This window comes from Beduini massiliensis, assembly GCF_000829905.1.
Classification (GTDB): domain Bacteria; phylum Bacillota_I; class Bacilli_A; order Erysipelotrichales; family Coprobacillaceae; genus Beduini; species Beduini massiliensis.
In genome coordinates this window covers 163,815-187,145 of sequence record NZ_CDPP01000002.1, presented here as the reverse complement: position 1 = coordinate 187,145, position 23,331 = coordinate 163,815, and the positions used below count along the sequence as shown (strand labels likewise).

At 35.9% G+C, this 23,331-nt stretch carries 27 protein-coding genes; 21 read left to right on the top strand and 6 right to left on the bottom strand.

Features of this window, described 5'->3' with window-relative positions:
• Positions 1–14 precede the first annotated feature (14 nt).
• A complete protein-coding gene (locus BN1225_RS00930; protein WP_041137954.1) occupies positions 15–1,358 on the top strand; it encodes an MATE family efflux transporter in 1,344 nt (447 codons plus the stop codon).
• 31 nt (positions 1,359–1,389) lie between these two features.
• Here the strand turns inward: BN1225_RS00930 and BN1225_RS00925 are convergent, their stop codons facing one another.
• Complete coding sequence (locus tag BN1225_RS00925) at positions 1,390–1,788, bottom strand: MerR family transcriptional regulator (RefSeq protein ID WP_041137953.1); 399 nt, start codon at positions 1,786–1,788, stop codon at positions 1,390–1,392.
• A gap of 152 nt (positions 1,789–1,940) precedes the next feature.
• On the opposite strand from BN1225_RS00925, the gene BN1225_RS00920 reads away from it, so the two are divergent.
• Positions 1,941–2,555: a flavodoxin family protein gene (locus BN1225_RS00920; protein ID WP_041137952.1), complete on the top strand. Its 615-nt coding sequence runs from the start codon at positions 1,941–1,943 to the stop codon at positions 2,553–2,555.
• Positions 2,556–2,639: 84 nt separating this feature from the next.
• Here the strand turns inward: BN1225_RS00920 and BN1225_RS00915 are convergent, their stop codons facing one another.
• Complete coding sequence (locus BN1225_RS00915; RefSeq protein ID WP_041137951.1) at positions 2,640–3,359, bottom strand: glucosamine-6-phosphate deaminase; 720 nt, start codon at positions 3,357–3,359, stop codon at positions 2,640–2,642.
• 262 nt (positions 3,360–3,621) lie between these two features.
• On the opposite strand from BN1225_RS00915, the gene BN1225_RS00910 reads away from it, so the two are divergent.
• The 4 genes from BN1225_RS00910 (at position 3,622) to BN1225_RS00895 (ending at position 8,751) form a co-directional block, all read left to right on the top strand.
• The gene (locus BN1225_RS00910) at positions 3,622–6,906 is read left to right on the top strand and encodes a response regulator (RefSeq protein WP_052466170.1); all 3,285 of its coding nucleotides are present in this window, start codon (positions 3,622–3,624) and stop codon (positions 6,904–6,906) included.
• A 187-nt stretch (positions 6,907–7,093) separates the two neighbouring features.
• Entirely contained in the window at positions 7,094–7,909 is an 816-nt protein-coding gene (locus tag BN1225_RS00905; RefSeq protein WP_041137950.1) for a MerR family transcriptional regulator, read from the top strand.
• 182 nt (positions 7,910–8,091) lie between these two features.
• Positions 8,092–8,505, top strand: coding sequence for a DUF3788 domain-containing protein (locus tag BN1225_RS00900; RefSeq protein WP_041137949.1), 414 nt, complete (start codon positions 8,092–8,094; stop codon positions 8,503–8,505).
• Positions 8,506–8,526: 21 nt separating this feature from the next.
• Positions 8,527–8,751, top strand: coding sequence for a PF20097 family protein (locus tag BN1225_RS00895; RefSeq protein ID WP_041137948.1), 225 nt, complete (start codon positions 8,527–8,529; stop codon positions 8,749–8,751).
• 132 nt (positions 8,752–8,883) lie between these two features.
• Here the strand turns inward: BN1225_RS00895 and BN1225_RS00890 are convergent, their stop codons facing one another.
• Complete coding sequence (locus BN1225_RS00890) at positions 8,884–9,342, bottom strand: hypothetical protein (RefSeq protein ID WP_041137947.1); 459 nt, start codon at positions 9,340–9,342, stop codon at positions 8,884–8,886.
• A gap of 263 nt (positions 9,343–9,605) precedes the next feature.
• On the opposite strand from BN1225_RS00890, the gene BN1225_RS00885 reads away from it, so the two are divergent.
• The 8 genes from BN1225_RS00885 to BN1225_RS00850 all read left to right on the top strand — a co-directional run bounded on the left by BN1225_RS00885 (position 9,606) and on the right by BN1225_RS00850 (position 16,190).
• Positions 9,606–11,009: a glycoside hydrolase family 1 protein gene (locus tag BN1225_RS00885; protein WP_041137946.1), complete on the top strand. Its 1,404-nt coding sequence runs from the start codon at positions 9,606–9,608 to the stop codon at positions 11,007–11,009.
• Between the two features lie 42 nt (positions 11,010–11,051).
• The gene (locus BN1225_RS00880) at positions 11,052–11,915 is read left to right on the top strand and encodes a ChbG/HpnK family deacetylase (RefSeq protein WP_041137945.1); all 864 of its coding nucleotides are present in this window, start codon (positions 11,052–11,054) and stop codon (positions 11,913–11,915) included.
• A 97-nt stretch (positions 11,916–12,012) separates the two neighbouring features.
• Positions 12,013–12,489 carry a hypothetical protein gene (locus BN1225_RS00875; protein ID WP_041137944.1) on the top strand — a complete coding sequence of 159 codons (477 nt, stop codon included), beginning with the start codon at positions 12,013–12,015 and terminating at the stop codon, positions 12,487–12,489.
• Positions 12,486–13,028: an adenylate kinase gene (locus BN1225_RS00870; protein ID WP_317621620.1), complete on the top strand. Its 543-nt coding sequence runs from the start codon at positions 12,486–12,488 to the stop codon at positions 13,026–13,028. Before BN1225_RS00875 ends, BN1225_RS00870 begins: the two co-directional genes overlap by 4 nt.
• A complete protein-coding gene (locus BN1225_RS00865; RefSeq protein WP_041137942.1) occupies positions 13,013–13,498 on the top strand; it encodes a DUF1648 domain-containing protein in 486 nt (161 codons plus the stop codon). The genes BN1225_RS00870 and BN1225_RS00865 overlap by 16 nt, the downstream gene beginning before the upstream one ends.
• Positions 13,498–14,766 (top strand): alkyl/aryl-sulfatase, encoded by a 1,269-nt coding sequence (locus BN1225_RS00860; protein ID WP_041137941.1) that lies wholly within the window; start codon positions 13,498–13,500, stop codon positions 14,764–14,766. The genes BN1225_RS00865 and BN1225_RS00860 overlap by 1 nt, the downstream gene beginning before the upstream one ends.
• Before the next feature lie 97 nt (positions 14,767–14,863).
• The gene (locus tag BN1225_RS00855) at positions 14,864–15,484 is read left to right on the top strand and encodes an SAP domain-containing protein (protein ID WP_041137940.1); all 621 of its coding nucleotides are present in this window, start codon (positions 14,864–14,866) and stop codon (positions 15,482–15,484) included.
• 7 nt (positions 15,485–15,491) lie between these two features.
• Positions 15,492–16,190: a hypothetical protein gene (locus BN1225_RS00850; RefSeq protein WP_041137939.1), complete on the top strand. Its 699-nt coding sequence runs from the start codon at positions 15,492–15,494 to the stop codon at positions 16,188–16,190.
• Between the two features lie 36 nt (positions 16,191–16,226).
• Here BN1225_RS00850 and BN1225_RS00845 read toward each other — a convergent pair whose 3' ends face one another.
• On the bottom strand, positions 16,227–16,619 hold the full coding sequence (locus tag BN1225_RS00845; RefSeq protein WP_041137938.1) for a MerR family transcriptional regulator: 393 nt from the start codon (positions 16,617–16,619) through the stop codon (positions 16,227–16,229).
• 121 nt (positions 16,620–16,740) lie between these two features.
• Between BN1225_RS00845 and BN1225_RS00840 the strand changes: the two genes are divergently transcribed.
• From BN1225_RS00840 to BN1225_RS00810, 7 genes are all read left to right on the top strand, one after another.
• On the top strand, positions 16,741–17,931 hold the full coding sequence (locus BN1225_RS00840; protein WP_041137937.1) for an MFS transporter: 1,191 nt from the start codon (positions 16,741–16,743) through the stop codon (positions 17,929–17,931).
• A 101-nt stretch (positions 17,932–18,032) separates the two neighbouring features.
• Entirely contained in the window at positions 18,033–18,491 is a 459-nt protein-coding gene (locus BN1225_RS00835; protein ID WP_041137936.1) for a GNAT family N-acetyltransferase, read from the top strand.
• Complete coding sequence (locus BN1225_RS00830; protein WP_041137935.1) at positions 18,488–18,670, top strand: hypothetical protein; 183 nt, start codon at positions 18,488–18,490, stop codon at positions 18,668–18,670. Before BN1225_RS00835 ends, BN1225_RS00830 begins: the two co-directional genes overlap by 4 nt.
• A 13-nt stretch (positions 18,671–18,683) precedes the next feature.
• Complete coding sequence (locus BN1225_RS00825; RefSeq protein WP_041137934.1) at positions 18,684–20,192, top strand: 4Fe-4S dicluster domain-containing protein; 1,509 nt, start codon at positions 18,684–18,686, stop codon at positions 20,190–20,192.
• A 147-nt stretch (positions 20,193–20,339) separates the two neighbouring features.
• Positions 20,340–21,500, top strand: coding sequence for an MFS transporter (locus BN1225_RS00820; RefSeq protein ID WP_041137933.1), 1,161 nt, complete (start codon positions 20,340–20,342; stop codon positions 21,498–21,500).
• Between the two features lie 12 nt (positions 21,501–21,512).
• Positions 21,513–21,992, top strand: a complete 480-nt coding sequence (locus tag BN1225_RS00815; protein WP_041137932.1) for a flavodoxin — start codon at positions 21,513–21,515, stop codon at positions 21,990–21,992.
• A gap of 10 nt (positions 21,993–22,002) precedes the next feature.
• A complete protein-coding gene (locus BN1225_RS00810) occupies positions 22,003–22,548 on the top strand; it encodes a flavodoxin family protein (protein WP_041137931.1) in 546 nt (181 codons plus the stop codon).
• Between the two features lie 27 nt (positions 22,549–22,575).
• On the opposite strand, the gene BN1225_RS00805 is transcribed toward BN1225_RS00810, so the two are convergent.
• Positions 22,576–22,860, bottom strand: coding sequence for an ImmA/IrrE family metallo-endopeptidase (locus tag BN1225_RS00805; RefSeq protein WP_041137930.1), 285 nt, complete (start codon positions 22,858–22,860; stop codon positions 22,576–22,578).
• Positions 22,861–22,918: 58 nt separating this feature from the next.
• Positions 22,919–23,320, bottom strand: coding sequence for a helix-turn-helix domain-containing protein (locus tag BN1225_RS00800; RefSeq protein WP_041137929.1), 402 nt, complete (start codon positions 23,318–23,320; stop codon positions 22,919–22,921).
• Between the last annotated feature and the right edge of the window lie 11 nt (positions 23,321–23,331).

Here is a 23,331-nt window from a genome sequence, read left to right as displayed (position 1 = left end):
ACGGGAGAAAAAATATGTTTAATTTTCAGGTAGATCTGACAAAAGATAAAATATTCAAAGCGTTATTGTTGTTTGCGATACCGATTTTTATTTCCAATATATTCCAGCAGTTTTATAATACGATGGACACAATGATCGTTGGAAATGTTTTAGGAGATACATCGTTGGCGGCGATTGGCGCTTGTACTGCAGTATATGAACTGTTAATCGGCTTTGCATTAGGGGTGGGAAACGGTTTAAGTATTGTAGTCGCAAGAAGTTATGGGGCTAATGATAAAGTACTGTTGAAACGTTCTGTTGCAGGGTCGATTGTGATTGGGACAGCCTTAACGATCATTATTATGATTATTTCTCAGTTAGGCTTATATCCTTTGCTTAAGTTATTGGATACACCAGCAAATATTATTCAGGAATCTTATTCTTATATTTCAATGATTACTTTATTTGTCGGGGTTATGTTTGCTTATAATTTATGTGCCGGATTATTGCGTGCAATTGGAAATAGTTTTATGCCGCTGGTTTTTCTGATTATCTCATCAGTAGTTAATATTGTATTAGATTTAGTTTTTATTACTCAATTTAATATGGGAATTCAGGGAGCGGCAATCGCAACCGTCATTGCTCAGGGAATTTCCGCTGTATTATGTTTTATATATATGTGGAAAAAAACACCCATTTTAATTCCACAAAAAGAACATTTTAAGTTTGACAAAGAATTATATCAGGAATTAGCCGGACAGGGATTTTCTATGGGATTCATGATGGCAATCGTTTCATCTGGGACAGTAATTTTACAAAAGGCAATCAACGGCTTTGGTTATTTGACCATTGCGGGACATACGACTGCAAGAAAAATTAATGCCTTTTGTATCATGCCTTGTGCTACTATTGCGGCTTCTTTATCTACATTTGTATCCCAAAATAAAGGGGCCGATAATCGTGATCGCATCATTGAGGGAGTTAAAACCGGATTTAAGATAGCGATTGCTTGGGGCGTTATAGCGACCATCGTTTTATTCTTTTTAGCTAGACCATTAGTGACGCTGTTATCAGGGTCAAGTGAAGCTGTTGTATTGGATAATGGATCTCGTTATCTAATGATCAATGCCCCATTTTATGCAGTATTAGGTATTCTGCTGATTCTGAGAAATTCACTGCAGGGCTTAGGCAAAAAAATAGTACCCTTGATTTCCAGTGTCATCGAATTTATTGGGAAGGTTGTATTTGCTTGGCTATGTATTCCAGCATTAGGATATTTTGGGGTCATCATTTGTGAACCGGTGATTTGGTGCTTAATGTGTATTCAACTATTGTATTCATTCTTTAAGAATCCGTATATAAAAGGAACGCAATCATAAAAAAGAGGCAGTACCCACTAAGGTATTGCCTTTAATCTTCTATATCAATCAAATTACTGGTGTATTTGATTTCACCTGCAAGAACACCATCAAAATATGCCTGCTTTTCTTTAATAAATGCCATTGATTGCTGGAGCAGCTGCATTTTTTCAAGCAAAATTTCATTGGTTTTAGCCAGCATTTCTTTTCTTTGAGGAATACTGGAAGATCCCTGCAAACAATATTCCATATAGATCTTCATATCTTTGATGCTTAATCCACAATGACGTAAACATTGCAGACTCTTTAGCCAAGCAATGTTTCTTTCATCAAAATCACGATAATTATGTTGATCTCTTTTTACATTAGGAACCAGTCCTTCCTTACAGTAGAACTTTAATGTTTCATAAGTCATCCCTACTTCTTCACAAACTTCTTTCATGGTACACATATTTAATTCCTCCATTAATTATAAAAAAGTGCTTGCTCGGTTGTAACTACCGGGTGCTATAATTTAATTGTAAAGTGATACCGACGAAAAAGCAAGAAATAAAGATGTCAGGTATTTTATACATAAAATTCATTAAAATAGGAGGAACAATAATGAAAGTATTACTAATTAATGGTAGTCCTAATACAAAAGGATGCACCTACACCGCTTTAACAGAGGTAGAAAAGACATTGCATGAAGACGGAATTGAAACAGAAATCATTCAGGTAGGCAACAAGGATCTCCGTGGCTGCATTGGCTGCCGTCAATGTAAGAAAAACGGAAAATGTGTATTTAACGATTTAGTGAATGAAGTCGCACCAAAATTTGCGGAATGTGATGGTATTGTCATTGGTTCACCGGTTTATTTTGCTTCGGCAAACGGAACGCTGATTTCATTTATTGATCGGCTGTTCTATAGTGTACCTGTAGATAAATCAATGAAAGTTGGAGCAGCGGTTGTTTCTGCCAGACGTGGGGGATGTTCAGCAACGTTTGATGAAATCAATAAGTATTTTACGATTTCGGGAATGCCGGTTGCTTCAAGCCAATACTGGAACAGTGTTCATGGCTATACACCTGAAGATGTTTACGCAGATAAAGAAGGGTGTCAAACGATGCGAACTTTAGGAAGAAATATGGCTTTTCTTATTAAAAGTATTGAACTGGGTAAAAAAGAATATGGACTTCCTGAAAAAGAAGAACGCGTATCAACCAACTTTATTTAACGGATCGTGATCTATTTGAAGTTGCAGCAAGAGTCCGATGGTGTGATGAAAAAGAGCTGAGACCGAAAATCTCAACTCTTTTTATTATATATGTGTATAATTTTGGGGATCAATCAAAGATGCTGCTTCTTGATCACAGATGACCGTAAAATTAGGATGCATTTTTAAAATGGTAACCGGTACATCTTGATTGATTGGTTCATCTAAGAATCGCTTAAAGATTTCCGCTTTTTCTTTACCATTGACAATCATCACCAAATGTTTAACACGCATTAAACTTTTTGGCCCCATTGTCAGAGAATAAGGCTGACGAGGTCGGTCTTTGTAATCGGGATTAACTGCTTGTTTATCCTTGAAGTCAATACAGTAAGTGTAACTGTCAAAAGGCGTGCAGCGTGGACAGTTGCCGCAAAAGTGTCCGTCATAGCCAAGACCGATCACCATAACGTCGATGCCACCCGCTTTTTTTATTTCATTATCATAATTCTGCCAATTATCTAAATCCATAATATGAATACGTTCATCCGGAATATGGGCTTCTTTAAAAAACAGTTGCTGCATATCATTCCAGTTAGGTCCGTGTGGTTCATCTGTATAAGGATTTTCATCAAACAGATAATATTCGATCTCTTTAAATTTTTCTTGATCTTTAATATAGGGAATCATCATATTATACATCGTCTTAGGTGAACGACCGGAAGTTAAAGAAATATTGACACGTTTGTCCTGCATCATGGTCCCCAGTAAAATAAACATTGCACTCTCACTCATTTTTTGTTCGTTTTCTTCAATTATTAGCTTCATATCTATTCTCCTTTTTATAAAGCGCTTACAAATAAAGTATACTGTTTTTTATGATCATGGTCAACATCTTCGGTTTTAATCGATATTTTATACTTTTATCATTTCATTTAACCATGTTAATGTTTAAAAAGATAAGGTAAACAGGGAAATATTTATCTTTTCCAATATAGTAAAAACGAGTATAATGAGAATATATTAAAGAATGAACGATACATAGATCACGTAATAAATATATATTAGAGGTATAGATTGGAGATAAAGAATGATTAAAAATAAAGAAGAAGTGATAAGTTTTGCAACCTATATCATGCATACTTTTTTCATGGATAATAACATAGAGCCGTTAATTGATGCGATGAGTGATGATATTATCTGGATGGGTTCCGGGCGAACACAAGTTGCAAAAGGGAAAGAGGATGTTGCTCGTCATTTTATTGAGGGGAAAGAAGATTTATCGCCTTGCTTATTTAGTGAGGAACAGTATGAAGTGATTTTATTAGGAGAAAATGATGCTGTTTGTCAGGGACACGCCTATATGGATACCCTGCCTGATAATGATGTCAGAATTCATGAATTTCAACGTGTAACCTTTGTTTTTCATAAAGAAGGAGATACATTTAAGATAAAGCATTTACATCATTCGATTGCTTATGAAGCAATGGAAGATGAAAAACTGTTTCCTGTTCGCTATGGTAAACAACGTTATCAAACCTTAAAAAATGAATTGGCAAAAAGAGATAATCAGATTGAATTAATGCTTTCACAATTACCCGGAGGAACAACAATTTGTTCGCTGGATGATAACCTCACAACAAAGTGGATCTCAAAGAGCGGATGTGAGTTATTAGGCTTTGAAAATGAGGCGGAGTTTTGGAGAGAAACCGGTGGTGATACTTCAAAAGTGATTTATCCGGGCGATATTCCTAAAATAAAAAAAGAACTTCATCGCTGTATTGGGGAACGAAAGACGTTTATGCTTGAGTATCGTTTGAAAAGAAAAGACGGAAGACTGATTTGGATCGTTAATATCGGTAAGATCATAAAGAATGAACATGGGGAAGAAGAAGTCTACTGTTTTGTCAGTGATATCAGTGAACGTAAAGAAATGGAACTGCTTTATAAAAAAGCTGACTTAGACGTTAAACGTCAGGCGGCATTTATGGTGGAGTTATTTAATACACTGCCATGTGGAATTGTTCAATTTACTGTGGATGACGCTCATCTATTATTGATGACGAATCGTTATGGCTGGGAAGTTTATGGCTATGAGGAAGAAGAGTTCCATCGTACAATCAAGAGTCCATTGCAATTTGTTTTAGAAGAAGATCGAGAACATATTATGACATTGCTGGATGGACTTGAACTCAATGGTGATTTAGTTAAATATGAAAGAAAAACATATAAAAAAGATGGCAGTGAACTTTGGATTTCTGTATTGATGAAGCGATTAATCAATATGGATGGCAAAGATGTTATTCAGGCAATCTACACCGATATTACAGAACAGAAGAAATTGCAATTAGAAGTTGAAAAAAATCGAAGAGTAGAAACAGAGTCTCTGCGTGCCGCCATTGATATTGCTTATCCTTTAATCTATAATTTGAATTTAAGTCAAGATGGCTACATCTTATTGAGCAACCGTATAGAGGAAGGTCTGCCTGAAAGCGGACAATATGATGAATTATTTGAAAATTATTTTGGGCGAGTGCACAGAGATTATCAAGAGGCTTATATAGAAAATTTTAAAAGAGAAAACATGCTGAGACGTTTTGCGGATGGCGAAAAAGAAATTTACATGGACTTATTGCAGCTGGGAGCAGACGGAAATTATCATTGGCAGTCAGCACATGTCATTCATGTCGATGACCCTTATCAAGAGTCACAATTAGCGATTTTACTGGTAAAAGAAATGGATGAACAAAAAGCTGAACAATTACGTCAGGAACAGCTGCTGCGTGATGCTTTAGCCAGAGCGAATGCAGCCAACGAGGCAAAAAGCAATTTCTTATCTTCCATGAGCCATGATATCCGTACACCGATGAACGCTATCATTGGAATGGCAACAATTGGGCAAATGAAACGTTATGACAGTGAGAGCGTTAAACATTGTTTTGAAAAGATTGATGCATCCAGTCGTTATCTTTTAGCGTTGATTAATGATATTCTTGATATGTCTAAGATCGAACAAGGAAAGATGAATATTAACCCGGTAGAATTCAATTTAATCGATGTGACTCAGGAAATCAACAGCATTATAGTACCGCAGGCTTATGAAAAAGAGATTAATTATGAGATGCATATTATGGAACCCATTGCTCATAATTACGTTGGTGATGTCCTGCATCTGCGTCAGATTATTATGAATTTACTAAGTAATGCACTCAAGTTTACTCCTGTTTCAGGAGATATTACAGTAACGATCAGTGACGAATATCATCGCAATGGATATGCATATTTAAGATTTTCAGTCAAGGATAATGGTATTGGCATCTCAAAACAGTTTATGCAGAAATTATTTCAGCCATTTGAACAAGAATATGCGGATTCCGCAAGAAATAAAGTAGGCAGTGGATTAGGACTATCCATCGTTTACAATCTGGTTCATTTAATGGAAGGACATATTGAGGTTAAAAGCGAAAAAGATATCGGAACAGAATTTATCGTAACCCTCCCGATGAAACTGTTATTTATCAATAAGGAAGAGGAAGAACATCATCGTCAAAAATCTCTCCTGAAAGATCTGAGTGTCTTAATTGTTGATGATGATGCGATTATTGGCGAGCAAGCCGGAATGATTTTAGAAGATATTGGGGCGGAGTGTTTATGGGTGAATTCAGGATATAAAGCAATCGAGGAAGTGAGAAGCCGTCTTGAAAACCAATCTCCGTTCGATGTGGCAATGATTGACTGGAAGATGCCCGATATGGACGGTCTGGAAACCACCAGAAGAATCCGCCAGATAGTAGGTCCGGATACGATGATCATTATCATCTCTGCCTATGATTGGAGCAGTATTCAGCAAGAAGCAATAGAAGCAGGGGCGAATACATTCATTACCAAACCGTTATATACTGAAAATATTTGTGATACATTAGAAAACTTATATTCGGAATTTGAGAGTCAGACGGAAAAACAAGTCAATTATAACATGGAAGGTCAAAGAATTTTATTGGTGGAAGATAATGAACTGAACATGGAAATTGCTAAGGAATTATTGGAAATGCAAGGCTTAATCGTAGATACCGCATGTAATGGACTGGAAGCAGTAGAGATGGTGAATCATCATGAACCCAAAACCTATTATGCAGTATTAATGGATATTCGTATGCCTGTGATGGACGGACTTGAAGCGACCCGAAGAATTCGTCAGCTGCCTGGATTAAAGGGGAAACTGCCTATTTTAGCTATGAGTGCCAATGCTTTTGATGAAGATAAAAAGATAGCGCAGGCGGTTGGGATGAACGGCTATTTAGTCAAACCAGTTAGCGCTTCTGATCTCTATCTGGCATTAAGTCAGCTGCCCAAAAGAGAATCCATTATAGAATAAATAAAGAAAAGCTGTTTTATATGTTTTGCTTTTCAATCGTTAATACACTATGTTAGCGAATTGGAAAACAGTATACATAAAAAAAACAGCTTTTTTTAAAATCTATTCATATTTTATCAATCCTCTCTTGACTCTGACATAATGGAATAGTTTATACTAACAGTGAGCTCAAGAGGAGGACCTCCATATGTTGAAGATATCAGACTTTTCAAAATTATCAAGAATCAGTATTCGAATGCTGCGATTTTATGATGAGAAAGAAATTTTAAAACCGATCATCGTGAAAGATAACGGGTATCGTTATTATGAACCGACCCAACTGATCATTGCTTCACACATTCAATATCTGCGCTATTTAGGTTTTAGTACCGATAAGATCAGAAATATCTTATCAATCTTACAAAACAGTTCTGAATTAACGGAATATCTGAATAGTCAGCTTAAAGAATTGGAAAGTGAACGCAATAAACTAACAGAAAAGATCGACGCTCTTTCACTGACGATCCAAAAAATCAATCAGGAGGAAATTATGATGAATTATCAAGTAGAAATTAAAGAGATTCCGGCAAAGTATATGATGTGTAAAAGAGCGATCATCCCATCATATGAAAAAGAAGGATTGCTGTGGAACGGAATGAATAATGAATTAAAAGAATGTCAGTTAGATGTAGAAATGGCAGAAAACGGGATGGTCATGGCTGTTTTTTATGACCCCGGATATAAGGAAAAAGAAGTAGACATAGAAATAAGGGTAGAAGTAAAAGGAAACTATGAAGATACGGAAAATATTAAATTCAGAAAGATTGATCCTGTGAAAGTGGCTTCTGTGACATTTACCGGAGGGTATGAACATATAACGGAAATTGCTTATCATATTGCGACTTGGATTACTGAGCACAATTATGAAATCTGCGGACCTGACTTTTCCATTTATCATGTAGGATATGCCCAGACAGATAATCCTAATGAATTTGTGACGGAAATTTGTTATCCAATTAAATAAAATAATCTAAAGACCAACTATTATTTTTGGTCTTTTTAACTTGACAGCTACTTGTCAGGTTTTAACTGCTATAATGATAATAAGGAGGCGTAGGGCAAGACAGAAGATCTTAGATTATTGTTTAGAGCAATTTGACAAAGCAGATGAATACACTAAAGAAAAAATGGATAGGAGGGATAAGCATGCTGAAAAGAGAACCGACACTCAATGAATTAAATATCTTGCTAGGCGATTCTTTATTTGCCGTATGGCAGGAAGTGTGCAGGAAAATCGAAGAAAAGTATGAAATGGACCGGCTTTGGAATACCGGTGGAAAGAAATGGGATTATGAATATAAATATCGCCGAGGCGGAAAAACATTGTGTGCGCTCTATGCAAAAGATCATACTATTGGTTTTATGATCATCTTGGGGAAAAGCGAACGAGAAAGATTTGAAGCTGAGCAGGAGAATTATTCATCTGCCATTATAAAAATGTATGATGAAAGTGTTACATACCATGATGGAAAATGGATGATGTTTGAATTAACCGATCTTTCATTGATGGAAGAACTCATGAAATTACTGTATATGAAACGACGCCCTAATAAGAGATAAAACGGAAAAGAGATGATGACAATGAAGTGTCCCAAATGTGGAAAGGAAATGCAAACCGGTTATTTACAAACGGATAAAATCATGGCATTTAATCAGCATATTCATAAATTATCTTTACATCCAAAAGATGAAAATGACGTGTTGATTGTGAATAATATGATAAACGGAGCTAATTTTAAAGGCGCTATTTGTAAAGACTGCGGACTTATTACCTTTGATTATACAAATATAAATGTAAAAGAATAGATGGGCAAGGGCCCATCTTTTTTAATAAGTAAAATTGTTGTGTGTAAATTTAATGTTATGGATAAAACGTTGAATGATTTTAGAAGCCATTTGAGTTTCTCATCATTACTCTAAACGGTGAAGTATCGATCTTTATATAAACGGTCCCCGACTGTTTCCGTCTATCATACCGATACCAGTATGTTTAAATTTGATCAGCAGTCCCAATAAACAAATCAAACACCCTAAATCAAAGGTATACCGAGAGTGAGCGGTGAAAACATACACGCCAAGCAGCAGCATAGTCATCATCGTTATTAATGGGATTTTAACCGTTCTGCCGATCCCATAGAAAGATAGCAGAACGAGTAATTCAATCATAGAATTTAGATTGAATAAGGAAAGTATAAGAAAGAGGATAAAATAAACAGAAAAGTAATAATACTGATTTGAGTTTCCGATATTATCCAACTTAATCGAAATAATTGAAAGCACCGGATATGCGATCATTAAGATGAAATGATCCCATTTCAAAGAAGATAAATAAAAATAGCCAAGGGATACCATTGTCAAAAGAATACTTATTAACATCATTATTTTTAGTTTATTCATAGCCCCTCCATGATCAAATGCAGATAATAAATGTAGTGTAATACCACAAAGATAGGATTTACTTTGGTGAAAAATTATAGATGTGTCTTTATCTATTTTTATAATAGCATAGTTTCTTTTGAATGTATTGAGGGTTTGAAAAGTATAGGATATTTATAGTGAGAAATACAACTAAAATTAATTATTTGATTTCTTTTCACGAAAAAATTCGTTGTTCTCTTTTATTCGGATTTATACTTAAAGAAAAGTAAGGAGGAAAAAATATGGCATTTCCAAAAGGATTTTTATGGGGTGGCGCTACCGCTGCCAATCAATGTGAAGGTGGTTATTTAGACGGTGGAAAAGGATTAAGCATTGCGGATGTGTTGACTGCCGGCAGTTTAAATGAAGAAAGGAAAAATACGCTCGTCGTTAAAGAGGGAGAATACTATCCAAGTCATATCGCAATTGATATGTATCATCATTATAAGGAAGATATCGCACTATTTGCGGAAATGGGATTTAATTGTTATCGTATGTCTATTAATTGGGCACGTATCTACCCTAATGGTTATGATGAAGTTCCAAATGAAGAAGGACTTCAATTTTATGATGATCTATTTGATGAATGTTTAAAAAATGGGATTGAGCCAATCGTTACTTTATCACATTATGAAACACCGCTCGGACTATATACTAAGTTTGGAGGGTGGAAATCAAGAGAATGTATCGACTGTTTTGTGCGCTATTGCAAAACTGTTTTTACGCGTTATAAAGGAAAAGTAAAATATTGGATGACTTTTAATGAAATTAACTGCTTAGAAATGAATTCATGGAATGGAGCAGCGATGCTGGAAGAAGATTTACAGACGAAAACACAGGCAGCGCACCATTTATTTGTCGCAAGTGCATTGGCTGTTATAGCGGGACATGAAATTGATCCTGAAAACAAAATCGGAATGATGTACGGAGGATTATTTTCGTATGCAAATTCATGCAACCCGGCAGATGTACAGGCAAATATTGATACGATGCATGCACAGCTTTTCTATTGCGATGTGATGTGTAAGGGTTACTATCCGAATTATAAATTGAAACAATTAGAAAGAGAAAACATAATAATTCAAAAAGCACCGGAAGATGATGAAATTTTGATGAAAGGAAAAGTAGATTATTTAGCCTATAGCTATTACATGACGCTTGTTGCCGGAGAAAAAACCGCAAAAGCTGAACTGGCAAACGGAAACTTATTTACCGGATATAAAAATCCTTATCTGGAACAGTCACAATGGGGCTGGCAGATTGATCCAATGGGTATCCGTATCTCAATGAATGAATTATATGATCGTTATAATATTCCTTTAATGATCGTTGAAAACGGTTTGGGTGCAGTGGATGAAGTAAAAGAAGATGGAACGGTTGATGATGATTACCGCATCGACTATTTAAGAGAACATATTAGAGAAATGGAAAAAGGCGTTAATATTGACGGTATACCGTTGCTTGCCTATACGCCTTGGGGATGTATTGATATTGTTTCAGCCGGTACCGGTGAGATGAAAAAACGTTATGGCTTCATTTATGTAGACCGTGATAATGATGGCAATGGAACATTGAAACGCTATCGTAAAAAATCATTCTATTGGTATAAAAAAGTCATTGCATCAAATGGAGCGGATTTAGATTAATTGTGTATTCTTTGATGATGTAAAGAAAAGAGGAATATCAAAATGAAATTGATTATAAGAGCTGATGATTATGGCTATACAGTGCCTTATAATATGGGGGCACTGAAAACAATCGAAGAAGGAATTACGACACATGTCGACATTATGCTGGATACACCGGGAACTGTAGATGCATTAGAAACAATTAAAAACTACCCATGGATTTCAGTAGGCTGGCATGATCATTTTTGGGGAGCTCCGGTAAGTGATCCTAAACTGGTGCCGTCTATGGTCAACGAAGAAGGTCGTTTTAAATTTAGAAAAGACCAGTCTTTAAAAAATGAATGTGTGTTTGAAGAAGTGTTGTTAGAATGTCGTGCGCAAATAGAAAGATGTATCCGTATTTTAGGGAGAGCACCTGACGTTGCTTTGATTCATAATGACTCTCCTTTTGAATTAGCTAGAAAACAGGTGTGTGATGAATATGGCATTAAATATAATTTCATGTATAAATATGATACACATTCAAGTAAAGAATCCTACCCATTGGAAGAATTTGAACATTTGAACATTACCATGGCAACACAACACAGCACCGCTTATAAGCCACAAGAAAGCAAGGATTGGAATGACCGAAAACATTATGATCCCGTTCAATATTTCTTAGATGATGAAGATGGTATCCTAAAACAGGAAATCAGTATTTCCGCTTGGCATCCCGGATATCTTGACGATTATATCGTTGCAGAATCTTCTTATAAGGAGGCAAGACCTATCGATATTGCGGCACTTTGTTCTCCGGTACTTAAACAATGGATTATTGATAATCAAGTTGAATTAATCAATCTTCGTGATGCATTGTACGGAACCAATGAATATCAGAATCATTTAAGGGTCATTCACAGTCCTCTATGGATTAAAAAATAATAAACACAGGACACAAGGAATTGTGTCTTTTCATTTGGAGTGTAAAAGATTGTAGCCGATATAAATAAGAGATATAATAATAAAAGGAGGAAATTTTATGGGACACTTCGGTTTTTCTTATATGGGTATTGTATTCCTTTTATTATTGATGATTCCCAATCTTGTTTGGCTAAAACATCAGCCTAAAGGATATGATCCCAGTCATGAAAATAAAGTTTTATGCTTATTTGAACGGGTCGGAGAAGTCTTAGTCAGTATAACGGTTTTAATTTTTTCTGATTATAATTTTCAGGGATGGAATCTGTGGTCGATATGGCTGCTGTTGGCTTTGCTTTTTATGGCCTTTTATGAAATATGGTGGATTCGATATTTTAAAAGTGCTAAAGAACTCCAAGATATGTATGCAAATTTTGGTATACTGCCTGTAGCGGGTGCAACACTGCCTATTATTGCGTTTATCTTTTTAGGGATCTATGGCAAAGTCATATGGTTGATTCTGTCCGTCATTATTTTAGGAATCGGTCATATCGGTATTCATTTACAACATCGTCAAGACATAGAAAGGAATAAATGATGATTATATTAATCAGCGGGAGTACTCATACCGGTAAAACGGTACTGGCACAACGACTTTTAGAAAAATATCATTATCCCTACCTTTCAATCGATCATCTAAAGATGGGATTGATTCGCAGTGGATATACATCTTTAACCCCTGACAGCAGTGATCAGGAACTGACAGATTACTTATGGCCAATAGTGCGTGAAATCATAAAAACAAACATTGAAAATCATCAGCATTTAATCATTGAGGGCTGCTATATTCCATTTGATTATAAAAAGGATTTTGAGGCATTTTACTTATCACATATACGTTTTATTTGTTTGATTTTAGATGAAACTTACATCTATTCACACTATGATGACATTGGCAAGTATGAAAATCAAATCGAAAAACGCTATGAAAAAGAAGCTTTTAATAGACAGGAACTTATAGAAACAAATAAATCTAATCGGGAGATGTGTCTGCAATACCAATGTGATTATCTATTGATCAAAGAGAAATATGATATTGATTTGGAAAGGTTGTGTGAGAAATGGGACAAAAGATAAAAAACACCGGTTTTGAGTCTATTATAAATGCAGTATGTATTATTGTTTTAGCCGGTGTCTTTGGCTATTTGATTTTGAATTGGAATCATTTGCCTAATCAGATTCCTGCTCATTATGATGCAAATGGTACGATTGATCGTTGGGGAAATAAAAATGAATTGTGGCTATGTCCGATCATTTCATTGATTTTATTTATTATTTTTACTGTGATAGAGAAATATTTAATTACCTGGGAAATAAAGATGAATAACGGAACTGTCAATAGTTATCGTGTTTCAAAGCAAATACTGATGTTGGTAAAAATGATTTTAATTATCGCATTTAGTTATATAACGATTAACTCCGCAGGTGGACATACGCTGCCAAATGCATTTACTGTCATTTTATTAGGGGCAATATTTGCGGTCTTGGTTATCGGATTAATTCAATATATGTATTTAAAAAAGAAAATGAATAGGAGGAATATGTAATGTTTGAAAAGAACGGAGAAGAACGATTAAGATTATTTAGTGAAACAGCTTATCCCTATGAAATTAAAAAAATTAATGATCGTATTTATCATGTGGTTGGATTAGGGCATAGTAATTCAATTGCAATCGAAGGAAAAACCTCATGGATTTTAGTCGATACACTTGATAGTGATCAGCGTGCTTTACGAATGAAGGCAGAATTGGCAAAAATTGCGGATAAACCGGTAAAGACAATTATCTTTACACATAGTCACTATGATCATCATGGCGGAAGTGGTGCATTTAAGGATACGGTTGAAGAAATTATTGCGTTTAAACCTAAAAAAACACCACTAAAATATTATAATTTATTAGACGATGTATTGCAGAAAAGAACATCTAAGCAATTTGGCTATGCTTTGAGTGATGAAGAATGTATGACGCAGGGAATCGGAATTCGAGAAGGAAGAGTAGTGAATGACGGGACAGGTATTTGCTTAGATGCCAATGTTGTCTATGATCAGGATATTGTGGAAAGAGAGATCGATGGCGTAAAACTGCAGCTGGTTTTGGCTGTAGGAGAAACTGATGATCAGATTTTTGTTTGGCTGCCGGAAGATAAAGTATTATGCTGTGGAGATAATTTTTATGGATGTTTCCCAAATCTCTATGCCATCAGAGGAAGTCAGTATCGTGATATTGCGGCTTGGGTAGATAGCTTAAATCTCATTTTATCCTATCCTGCGGAAGTGGTACTGCCCGGACATACCAAAGCAATCATCGGACAAGCACAAGTTCAGGTGGTTTTGGGCAACTTTAAAGATGCGATTGAATATATCCTGCTGGAAACATTAAAGTGCATGAATAAAGGCATGAGTGAATCTGAAACTGTGGCAGCAGTAGTTCTGCCGCAAAAATGGGCTGATCTGCCTTATTTAGGTGAATTTTATGGCACGGTAGAGTGGTCAGTACGTTCGGTTTACCATGGCTACTTTGGGTGGTTTGACGGAAATCCTACTCATTTAGCACAATTATCGGATGACTTATACGATGCAAAACTGCTTTCTATGATCGGTGAGGAAAAGCTTGAATCGGAAATTCAGACAGCATTGAAAGAAGAACAGTATCAAATGGCTGTTCAATTATGTGATATTTTACTCAACACCAAAACAGATGTTCAAAAATACAAAAAGTTAAAAGCGGAAGGGTTGCTGGGGTTATCTAAATACGTGACTTCTGCAAATGCACGCCATTATTATCTTTGCAGTGCAAAGGAATTAATGGAATAAGCCTATGGTCCTAACGGACCTTTTTTGCTTAGAGCATGGCATTTAATCGGGGATATGATATAATTATAAAAAATAAAATGAGATTAGGAGCATAAAAATGGAAGACAGACCGGCGTTCAAAGATATTAAAACATTTGATGAATTTACTAAATATTATTGGTATAAAGAAGAACTGCAAAAAATCTGTAAGGATTTAGGGATTGATCACTCCGGTTCAAAAGGGGATCTCAATCATAATATTGAAGCCTATTTCAATGGACAGATAATAAAGAAAGCAAAACGTATCAGTGTTAAAAAGAAAGATATTGAGTTAACTTTGGACACAAAGCTTTTAGAAAGTGGTTTTGCGATGAGAAATGAGTATCGAGAGTTTTTTGGAAAACAAGTTGGGGTGAAAAACTTTAAATTTACTGCGGATATGGCAGCTGCTATAAAGAAAGTTCGACAAGAAAAAAATAAAGACTTTACCGTAAGAGATTTAATTGATGTTTATTATGGAAAAAGTGATTACGCTAAATATGATAGCTCCGCATGTCAATGGAATAAGTTTTTAAAAGGATTTTGTCAAGATGAAAGAAATAGTATTTATAAGGATAAACTAAAAGCGGCCGCTGCTTTATGGAAACAAGTGCGTCTTTCAACTTTGGATAAAGTCTATGATTATTCTGTGGTTGAGAGTCATCGTGATTTATTGGAAGAATTTCGTATAAAGGAATAATATAATCATGAAAAGTACGCAGAATGATCTGAAAAAAAGAGGTTATGTTGACACTGAGGAACTTAGACAATATCAAGGAACCCCACATGAGACTTTAATCTTGTGGATAAATGATTCAGACTCTGTAAAACGCAGTATTGCCGCAAATTATCTGGATGCTTTGCGTAAAGAAGATATTCTCTTGCTTATCGATCAATTGAAAAAAGAAAAAAGTCTTTATACAAGAATTGCGATTTGTGAAAAACTTCAGACCGGTAATGCTTTAACCGCTTCATTGATGGTGAAGGAACTTGGAAAGATTGGGCATAATCAATATCATGCATTGCCTAAAAGAGGGTCAGCAAAGAAATCTTATCCTTTGCCCAGAGATTTAATAGCCCGCTGTTTAGGTAAAATGGACACAGCCGTTTTTCCTATCCTGTTGGAGGTACTAAATACAGATGATTTAAGTCGAATCAGCGAGGTACTGGATGCCATTGGATTTATGGTGTTTTACCATCCTTTTCTTGTTACTAAGGAGAATGCAAAGAAGGTTTATTCAATCTTTGAGCGATATCAAAATCACCCTTTGCTAATTTGGAAAGGCTTAACCTGTTTATCTGCTTTTCCGACAAAAGAAACAAACCGGATCTTACAAAGCTATGTGGCTTTACCCGGTATTTTGGGGTTGGAAGCTCAACGCTCATTAAAATTGCTGATGAAATAAAAAAGGATTCCTAAATTAGAAATAGGAATCTTTTTTTTACCAGTTTGCCATATTCATATCATCTTCGATCGTTTTATCTAGGATATCTTGATAATGGTCTAATTTCTTGGTCATATAATCTAACCTTAAACGAGCTTCTTCAAAATCAATTTCGGCAATTTCTTTTTGTCTTTTTAGTATTTCATACCTTCTTTTTATAGTCTGATCTCCTTCCAGACATAAGTTGACATATTCTTTGATCGCTTCTATTGACATGCCGGAATCACGCAAATGTTTAACCCCAATGAACCAATTTAAACAGGCATCATCAAATATGCGATTATTATTTTTATCACGTTTAACGGGTGGAATCAATCCTTGATCACTGTAAAAACGAACCGTATGTTCTGTAATATGCAGCTTTTGGGCAATCTCTTTAACTGTATACATCAATATTTTCTCCTTTTTTATAAAAAATGCTTGCCTTCGTGTTACACGAAGGTGATACATTCATTCTATCAGATATTGTTTAGATTGACAAATACTGTGGAAATAGATAGGAGGAAATAAGATGAATCAAATAAAATTATGGACGAAAGATTATCTATGTGTATTATTTACTACATTCTTTGCGGCAGTAACACATAATATCTTTATTTCCATTTTTCCTTTATATGTCGTTGAAATAGGGGGAAATAATGCTTTAGCCGGAGCAATGATTACAGGATTAGTCATTGCCAGTACAATTACTCGTTTAATCTGCGGATCATTGCTTGATCGTTATGGGCGACGTAAAATGTTGATAATTGGTGGATTTTTATTTGCATTAAATACAATTGCTTATAATTTTGTCAGTACGATTCCCGGACTGTTCATGCTGCGTATCTTCAATGGAATCAGTCAGGGAATTTATTTTGGGGCGGCGAGTACAATGGTAGCAGATATCGTTCCTGAAGATCGTTTGGTAGATGGAATTGGCTATTTTGGCATTGCCGGAAGTTTGGCAGCTGCCTTTGCCCCAATGATCGGTTTGGAGATTTTTCAAAATTTAGGAGCATCTAACCTGTTTCTATTTGTCTCATTCTTTGCGACAATAGGAGCTTTGTTTACGCTTTGGATCAAATCGGATTTCATACCAGTAGTGGGGAAAAAAGAAAATCATGATGGATTCAAAGTCCCAAAACTTTCAATGCTGATAGAATTCAGTGTGTTAGTTCCGGCAGTTATATCATTTTTTATTACTTTTGGAAACAGTTCAGTCGCCAATTTTTTAGCCGCTTGCGGAATTGAGAGAGGGATTACCAGCATCAGCTTATTCTTTATGGTGAACAGTATCTCAATGATTGTTATTCGTTTATTTACTGGCAGGTTAACGCATCGTTACGGACTGTCCCGCTTAATTTTTACTGGGGCAATTTTGGTAGGGATCGGCTTTGTAATGATTGCCTTTGCTTATGATACGTTTATGATTATCGTTGCCGGCATCCTTTGTGGAATTGGTATGGGAATCACAACGCCTCTATTAAATGCCATGATTTTTAAGATTGCCGATCCTCAAAGAAAAGGAGTCGCCAATTCGACTTTTGCTTTATTTGGTGATATCGGTAATGGGATTGGGGCAACAGTCTGGGGTACATTATCACAATATAGTGGATATACAATCACTTATCTTGTTTCGGCTGTATGTATTGTATTCGCAATCGTCATTCATTTAATGAAGTTAATTCCCAAAATAAAATTAAATCCGCAATATGACAGATAGAATTTCGGTTCTATCTTTTTATTTTATAACAGAAAATTAACTTTTCATATGCATAGCTGAGTAGTAAAATAAGATTAGAAAGTAAAGAATAAGGTGTAAAAATGGAAATAGAAAAATTAAGTCATCGAGATACTGCGATAATCAATCAATTAATGCATATTTGGGAAAGTTCAGTTCGAGCAACACATTTGTTTTTAAAAGAAGAGGATATCTTACGCATTGCAGAGTATGTACCTGAGGCATTGCTCCATGTTCCGACCTTAATCACAGCAAAAAAAGAGGGATCGATTATCGGTTTTATGGGGATTGATCAAAATAGTCTGGAAATGCTGTTTATTTCTAGTAAAGAACGTGGACAGGGAATTGGTAAAAAATTGTTGGAATATGCAATCTTACATGAAGGGGTAGATTGTTTGACAGTAAATGAACAGAATCCTCAGGCTAAAGGATTTTATGAACATATGGGATTTATGGTTGAAAGAAGAAGTGAATGTGACGATCAAGGGAATCCGTTTCCTTTACTTTATATGCGTTACAAAAGAAATGAGGAAGAAAAATGAAATCCAAAAAAAGTTTGATATTTTCTGCAGTATTAATGATTGTGGCGCTGCTGTTGATGCTGTTTGGTATTTATTTTGGAAAGCTATCGGATACAGCGGTAAGAATTGTCGGCATTACTATATTATTAGATGCAGCAATGATTGCATTTAATTTTGTTAGTATTAAAAAAATGAAATAAAGGAGAGAAATGTATGAGAGGGGTTTATTCATCCATTACGGATATTCGCAGAAAGATTTTTACTGAAATAGCAAGAATGGCTTACAATGGCAATTATCATGATTTGGAAGAAATTCCATATAAAATTATTCCCGGTGAAATCGGAACATACCGTGGCAGTGTCTTTTTGGAAAGGGCAATCGTAGGAGAACGTCTACGTTTAGCGATGGGTCTGCCATTACGCCCTATTGACCAGCACGCCCCTTTGACAACCGGAGTAAGTGAAAGTATTGTGGCAGAGAAATATTATGAACCTCCGCTTATTAATATTATTAAATTTGCTTGTCATGCCTGCCCTGATAATCAGGTGACAGTGACGAACGCTTGTCAAGGTTGTTTAGCGCGCTCATGTAAAGAAGTCTGCCCTAAGAATGCAATCAGTATCGTAGACGGAAAAAGTGTGATTGATCAGGAAAAGTGTATTAAGTGCGGTCTATGCATGAAGGCTTGTTCGTATGATGCGATTATTAAATTACAGCGTCCTTGTGCAAAAGCTTGTGGAATGGATGCAATCAAAACGGATGCCAACGGTCATGCGGATATCGATTATGAGAAATGTGTTTCATGCGGAATGTGTTTAGTGAACTGCCCATTCGGAGCCATCAGTGATAAAGGACAAATCTTTCAGTTAATTACATCTATCAAAAAGGGCGATAAGGTTATTGCGGCAGTTGCTCCGGCATTTGTTGGACAGTTTGGACCAAAAGTCACTCCGGAAAAACTAAAGGGAGCGATGCGTCAGTTGGGATTTGCTGATGTGGTAGAGGTAGCTGTGGGAGCTGATTTGTGTACACTGGATGAAGCGGAAGATTTTTTAGAAAAAGTACCGGCGAAACAACCCTTTATGGCGACCTCATGTTGTCCTGCATGGTCAGTGATGGCAAAAAAGCTGTTCCCTGAATTTAAACCCTACATTTCAATGGCATTAACACCAATGGTCTTAACCGCAAGAATGATCAAAAAAGATCATCCGGACTGCAAAGTCGTATTCGTAGGACCTTGTGCGGCAAAGAAACTCGAAGCTTCACGTAAGTCGGTGAGAAGTGATGTTGATTTTGTTTTAACCTTTGAAGAAATCATGGGGATGTTTGAAGCAAAAAATATTCATCTGGATCAATTAGTCGAACAAGATCCTTTTACTCAAGCAACTGCAGCCGGACGTGGCTTTGCGGTAAGTGGAGGAGTCGCTCAGGCAGTTGTCGATTGTATCCATAAGACCCACCCTGACCGTGAAGTCAAAGTTCACGCTGAAGAAAGTTTGCAGAATTGCCGCAAGATGCTTAAAGATGCCAAGGCAGGAAAATATGACGGATATCTGCTTGAAGGAATGGCATGTCCTGGCGGCTGTGTTGCAGGAGCGGGAACACTGCAATCCATCGTTCGTTCAACAACCGCTGTGAATAAATTTAAAAATACATCGGAAGCAAAAAATGCAGCAGACAGTGAATATGCTGATCGCTTGCATGAGTTATTAGAAAAATAAACGAATACCTTATAAACAATAAACGGTTTATAAGGTTTTTTTATATTATTTCATCTTTTCTCAATTTAAGTATTGACTTGGAGTTAACTCCAAAATGTATCCTTTAATTAGCGGGAGCGAAATACTCGATAATAAATGGGGGATATGATGGAAGAAAAATTATGGACAAAAAAATATATATTGGCAGTAAGCATCTTATTTGGCATTTGTTTATGTTCAAATATTTTACTGTCAGTATTAACGATTTTCGCAAAAAATCTAACCGGTTTAGACACTTATGCGGGATTAATGACATCGGTTTTTACGATTGCGGCTTTATCTGTACGCTTTGCTGCAGGGGTACTGCTGGATAAATTGAATTGTAAACGTGTGATCTTAAGTGGAATCATGCTGATGATTATAGCATCTTTCTTATTTATTCGCTGTGATCATATTACTGCGGCTTTGATCTATCGCGCTATTCAAGGACTTGGATTTGGGATTGCTTCCACCGGGGCAAGCACCTACGTGACAAAGATGTGTCATCCTAATCGACTTTTACAAGGAGTGGGTTATGCCGCTATTGCCAATTCGTTAACAGGGGTTATCGGTCCCTCTTTGGCTTATGCCTTGATAGGAGAACACTATGATCAGTTTGAATTATTGTTTATTGTGGCAACGCTCCTTGCCGTCGGAACCTTTTTACTGATGCTTTTAGGTAAAGATGCATCTCAAAAAATGATCGGCAGTTCATCTGCAAACGAGAAACATGAAAAAATCAACTGGGGTATTTTATGTTTACCGGTAGTCATTTTGTTCATGAATTCACTGACTCAAAGTGCAATCACTTCTTTTGTTTCTTTATATGCAATCAGTTTAGGTTTTGTCGGAGCCGGGTCTTTCTTCTCCGTTAATGCGGTTGGCATGATTGCTTCTCGTTTGGTAATGAATCCATTGGTAAAAAAGTTTGGTCCATTTAAGATGATTCTGATTAACTCGGCAGTCTTTTTTATAAGTGTTTTCTTATTATCAAAAGTGACAGCAATGTGGCAGATGCTTGTCATGGCTTTACCGGCAGGTTTTTCTATAGGAGCTATTTCACCTATTATAAATACCTTTATGATTCAAAATATGCCGGTTAATAAAAGTGGTATTGCTAATGCTCTTTATTATAGTTCGATGGATATTGGTTATGCGATGGGTTCAATTGTATGGGGAGTGGTTGCGATGAAAACAGGTTATGTGAATGTTTTCTTTATTAGTGCGCTGATTCAAATGATCTGTGTGGTATTGAGTCAAATGCAGCGTACATTATTTAAGATTAAATAGGAGGAAATAGAGATGTCTAAAACATTAGTTGCTTATTTTTCCCACTCAGGGAATACAGAAGTTATTGCTAGGGAGTTTGCTGAAGCATTGAAAGGGGATTTATATGAAATAAAAGCACAACATGCCTATTCAAGTCATTACAATATCGTAGTGGAGGAGGCAAAGGCAGAATTAAATGCACAGACTAGACCGAGTTTAGTTCATCAAATTCCGGATTTGAAAGACTATGATGTGATTGTTATCGGCTATCCTAATTGGTGGGGAACGATGCCAATGCCATGTTTTACATTTTTAGAAAGCATAGATTGCAGCCATAAAACGATTATCCCATTCTGTACACATGAAGGAAGTGGAATGGGAAGAAGTGAGCAAGATCTTCAGAAGACATGTTTGAATAGTAAATTATTAAAAGGATTGGCTATTCGAGGTTCGGCTGTTAGGAATGCCAGACAAAGTGTTAAGGATTATTTAAGAAAAAATCGATTGATTTAAGGAGAACATTATGAAGGTTATTATTTTATCGTCAAGTCCAAGAAGAAAAGGAAACAGTGAAATTTTATGTGAACAATTTGCAAAAGGAGCAAAAGAGGCAGGTCATAGTGTTGAAATGGTAAATCTGAACGATTATCATATCGGATTTTGTTTAGCGTGTGAGTATTGCCGTCAGCATGATCATGTTTGTATACAAAAAGATGACGCGAATCAGATTATAGATAAAATCATTGAAGCAGATGTTTTTGTGATGGCAACTCCAGTTTATTTCTATAGTTTATCCGGACAATTAAAAACGTTAATTGATCGAATGTTTGCCAGAGAATATGAAGTACGTGATAGTGCTACGAGAAAAAAAGCTTATCTGATCTTAACGAGCGGATCTCCGGATATTGAGCAGATGACGGGGACAGTAGAAAGTTTCAGAGGGTTTATTCAAGTATTACGTACCGTAGAAGAGGGAGGCATTATTTATGGTTTAGGGGCATTCCACAAAGGGGATGCTTTATTACATCCGTCTTATAAAGAAGCTTATGAGATGGGAAAAAAGATTTAAGTAAAAGCCCTTGTCAATTGACAGGGGCTATTCATATACTTCATAAAATTGATTCATTTTTTTTATAATTTGTTTTACTTCTTGTTCACACTGTGAAGAATAGTTAGGATCACAATTGAAATGATTATTAAAGATGTGAATCAATTCATGAATCGTCGATTTTTTTTGTTGCTGTAAAGCCAGCTTTTGGTTGATAAAAACGTTATACTCATATCCATCATAGTAACAAAACCCACGTACTTTACTGGTTAGCTGCTGATTATAACGGATTACAATGTTATGACTGCAGCAAAATTCCTCAAATTCGTTCATATTAAACCTCCCGATAGAAACCTCTGGGATTATTATATAATGTTAATTTGGGAAATACTCATTTCAGGCATTTCTGTTTTCTTATACCATCAATCAAAATTAATACCGGTTCTAAATCTTCCGGACTTAAATCTTTGGCTGAATCAAATAATAGCTTTAGATTATCGTTTTCTACGATATGCTTGTATGTTTCCAATAAGTCAGGATCGTTGGCAAAATATTCTAGGTTAGCTGCATGATCGCCGTATAAACTTTCTTTAATTTGCCAATCCATCAAATAGGCGGGAGTAGTATTTAATGCTTCTGCAAATACTTTCACTTTAGATTGTGTAATATCATTTACTCCCTTTTCTATTTTGTTAATGGCGGCACGTGAAGTATAGCCGGTTTTTTTAGCTAATTCTTCTTGAGACAATCCTAATTCTATTCTTTTTGTACGTATTCTATCACCTATACCCATATTAGACACCT

Bases quoted from the DNA above. Each gene is read 5' to 3' on its own strand.
- BN1225_RS00930 (WP_041137954.1), top strand. From the start codon at position 15: ATGTTTAATTTTCAGGTAGATCTGACAAAAGATAAAATATTCAAAGCG.
- BN1225_RS00925 (WP_041137953.1), bottom strand. From the start codon at position 1,788: ATGTGTACCATGAAAGAAGTTTGTGAAGAAGTAGGGATGACTTATGAA.
- BN1225_RS00920 (WP_041137952.1), top strand. From the start codon at position 1,941: ATGAAAGTATTACTAATTAATGGTAGTCCTAATACAAAAGGATGCACC.
- BN1225_RS00915 (WP_041137951.1), bottom strand. From the start codon at position 3,359: ATGAAGCTAATAATTGAAGAAAACGAACAAAAAATGAGTGAGAGTGCA.
- BN1225_RS00910 (WP_052466170.1), top strand. From the start codon at position 3,622: ATGATTAAAAATAAAGAAGAAGTGATAAGTTTTGCAACCTATATCATG.
- BN1225_RS00905 (WP_041137950.1), top strand. From the start codon at position 7,094: ATGTTGAAGATATCAGACTTTTCAAAATTATCAAGAATCAGTATTCGA.
- BN1225_RS00900 (WP_041137949.1), top strand. From the start codon at position 8,092: ATGCTGAAAAGAGAACCGACACTCAATGAATTAAATATCTTGCTAGGC.
- BN1225_RS00895 (WP_041137948.1), top strand. From the start codon at position 8,527: ATGAAGTGTCCCAAATGTGGAAAGGAAATGCAAACCGGTTATTTACAA.
- BN1225_RS00890 (WP_041137947.1), bottom strand. From the start codon at position 9,342: ATGAATAAACTAAAAATAATGATGTTAATAAGTATTCTTTTGACAATG.
- BN1225_RS00885 (WP_041137946.1), top strand. From the start codon at position 9,606: ATGGCATTTCCAAAAGGATTTTTATGGGGTGGCGCTACCGCTGCCAAT.
- BN1225_RS00880 (WP_041137945.1), top strand. From the start codon at position 11,052: ATGAAATTGATTATAAGAGCTGATGATTATGGCTATACAGTGCCTTAT.
- BN1225_RS00875 (WP_041137944.1), top strand. From the start codon at position 12,013: ATGGGACACTTCGGTTTTTCTTATATGGGTATTGTATTCCTTTTATTA.
- BN1225_RS00870 (WP_317621620.1), top strand. From the start codon at position 12,486: ATGATGATTATATTAATCAGCGGGAGTACTCATACCGGTAAAACGGTA.
- BN1225_RS00865 (WP_041137942.1), top strand. From the start codon at position 13,013: ATGGGACAAAAGATAAAAAACACCGGTTTTGAGTCTATTATAAATGCA.
- BN1225_RS00860 (WP_041137941.1), top strand. From the start codon at position 13,498: ATGTTTGAAAAGAACGGAGAAGAACGATTAAGATTATTTAGTGAAACA.
- BN1225_RS00855 (WP_041137940.1), top strand. From the start codon at position 14,864: ATGGAAGACAGACCGGCGTTCAAAGATATTAAAACATTTGATGAATTT.
- BN1225_RS00850 (WP_041137939.1), top strand. From the start codon at position 15,492: ATGAAAAGTACGCAGAATGATCTGAAAAAAAGAGGTTATGTTGACACT.
- BN1225_RS00845 (WP_041137938.1), bottom strand. From the start codon at position 16,619: ATGTATACAGTTAAAGAGATTGCCCAAAAGCTGCATATTACAGAACAT.
- BN1225_RS00840 (WP_041137937.1), top strand. From the start codon at position 16,741: ATGAATCAAATAAAATTATGGACGAAAGATTATCTATGTGTATTATTT.
- BN1225_RS00835 (WP_041137936.1), top strand. From the start codon at position 18,033: ATGGAAATAGAAAAATTAAGTCATCGAGATACTGCGATAATCAATCAA.
- BN1225_RS00830 (WP_041137935.1), top strand. From the start codon at position 18,488: ATGAAATCCAAAAAAAGTTTGATATTTTCTGCAGTATTAATGATTGTG.
- BN1225_RS00825 (WP_041137934.1), top strand. From the start codon at position 18,684: ATGAGAGGGGTTTATTCATCCATTACGGATATTCGCAGAAAGATTTTT.
- BN1225_RS00820 (WP_041137933.1), top strand. From the start codon at position 20,340: ATGGAAGAAAAATTATGGACAAAAAAATATATATTGGCAGTAAGCATC.
- BN1225_RS00815 (WP_041137932.1), top strand. From the start codon at position 21,513: ATGTCTAAAACATTAGTTGCTTATTTTTCCCACTCAGGGAATACAGAA.
- BN1225_RS00810 (WP_041137931.1), top strand. From the start codon at position 22,003: ATGAAGGTTATTATTTTATCGTCAAGTCCAAGAAGAAAAGGAAACAGT.
- BN1225_RS00805 (WP_041137930.1), bottom strand. From the start codon at position 22,860: ATGAACGAATTTGAGGAATTTTGCTGCAGTCATAACATTGTAATCCGT.
- BN1225_RS00800 (WP_041137929.1), bottom strand. From the start codon at position 23,320: ATGGGTATAGGTGATAGAATACGTACAAAAAGAATAGAATTAGGATTG.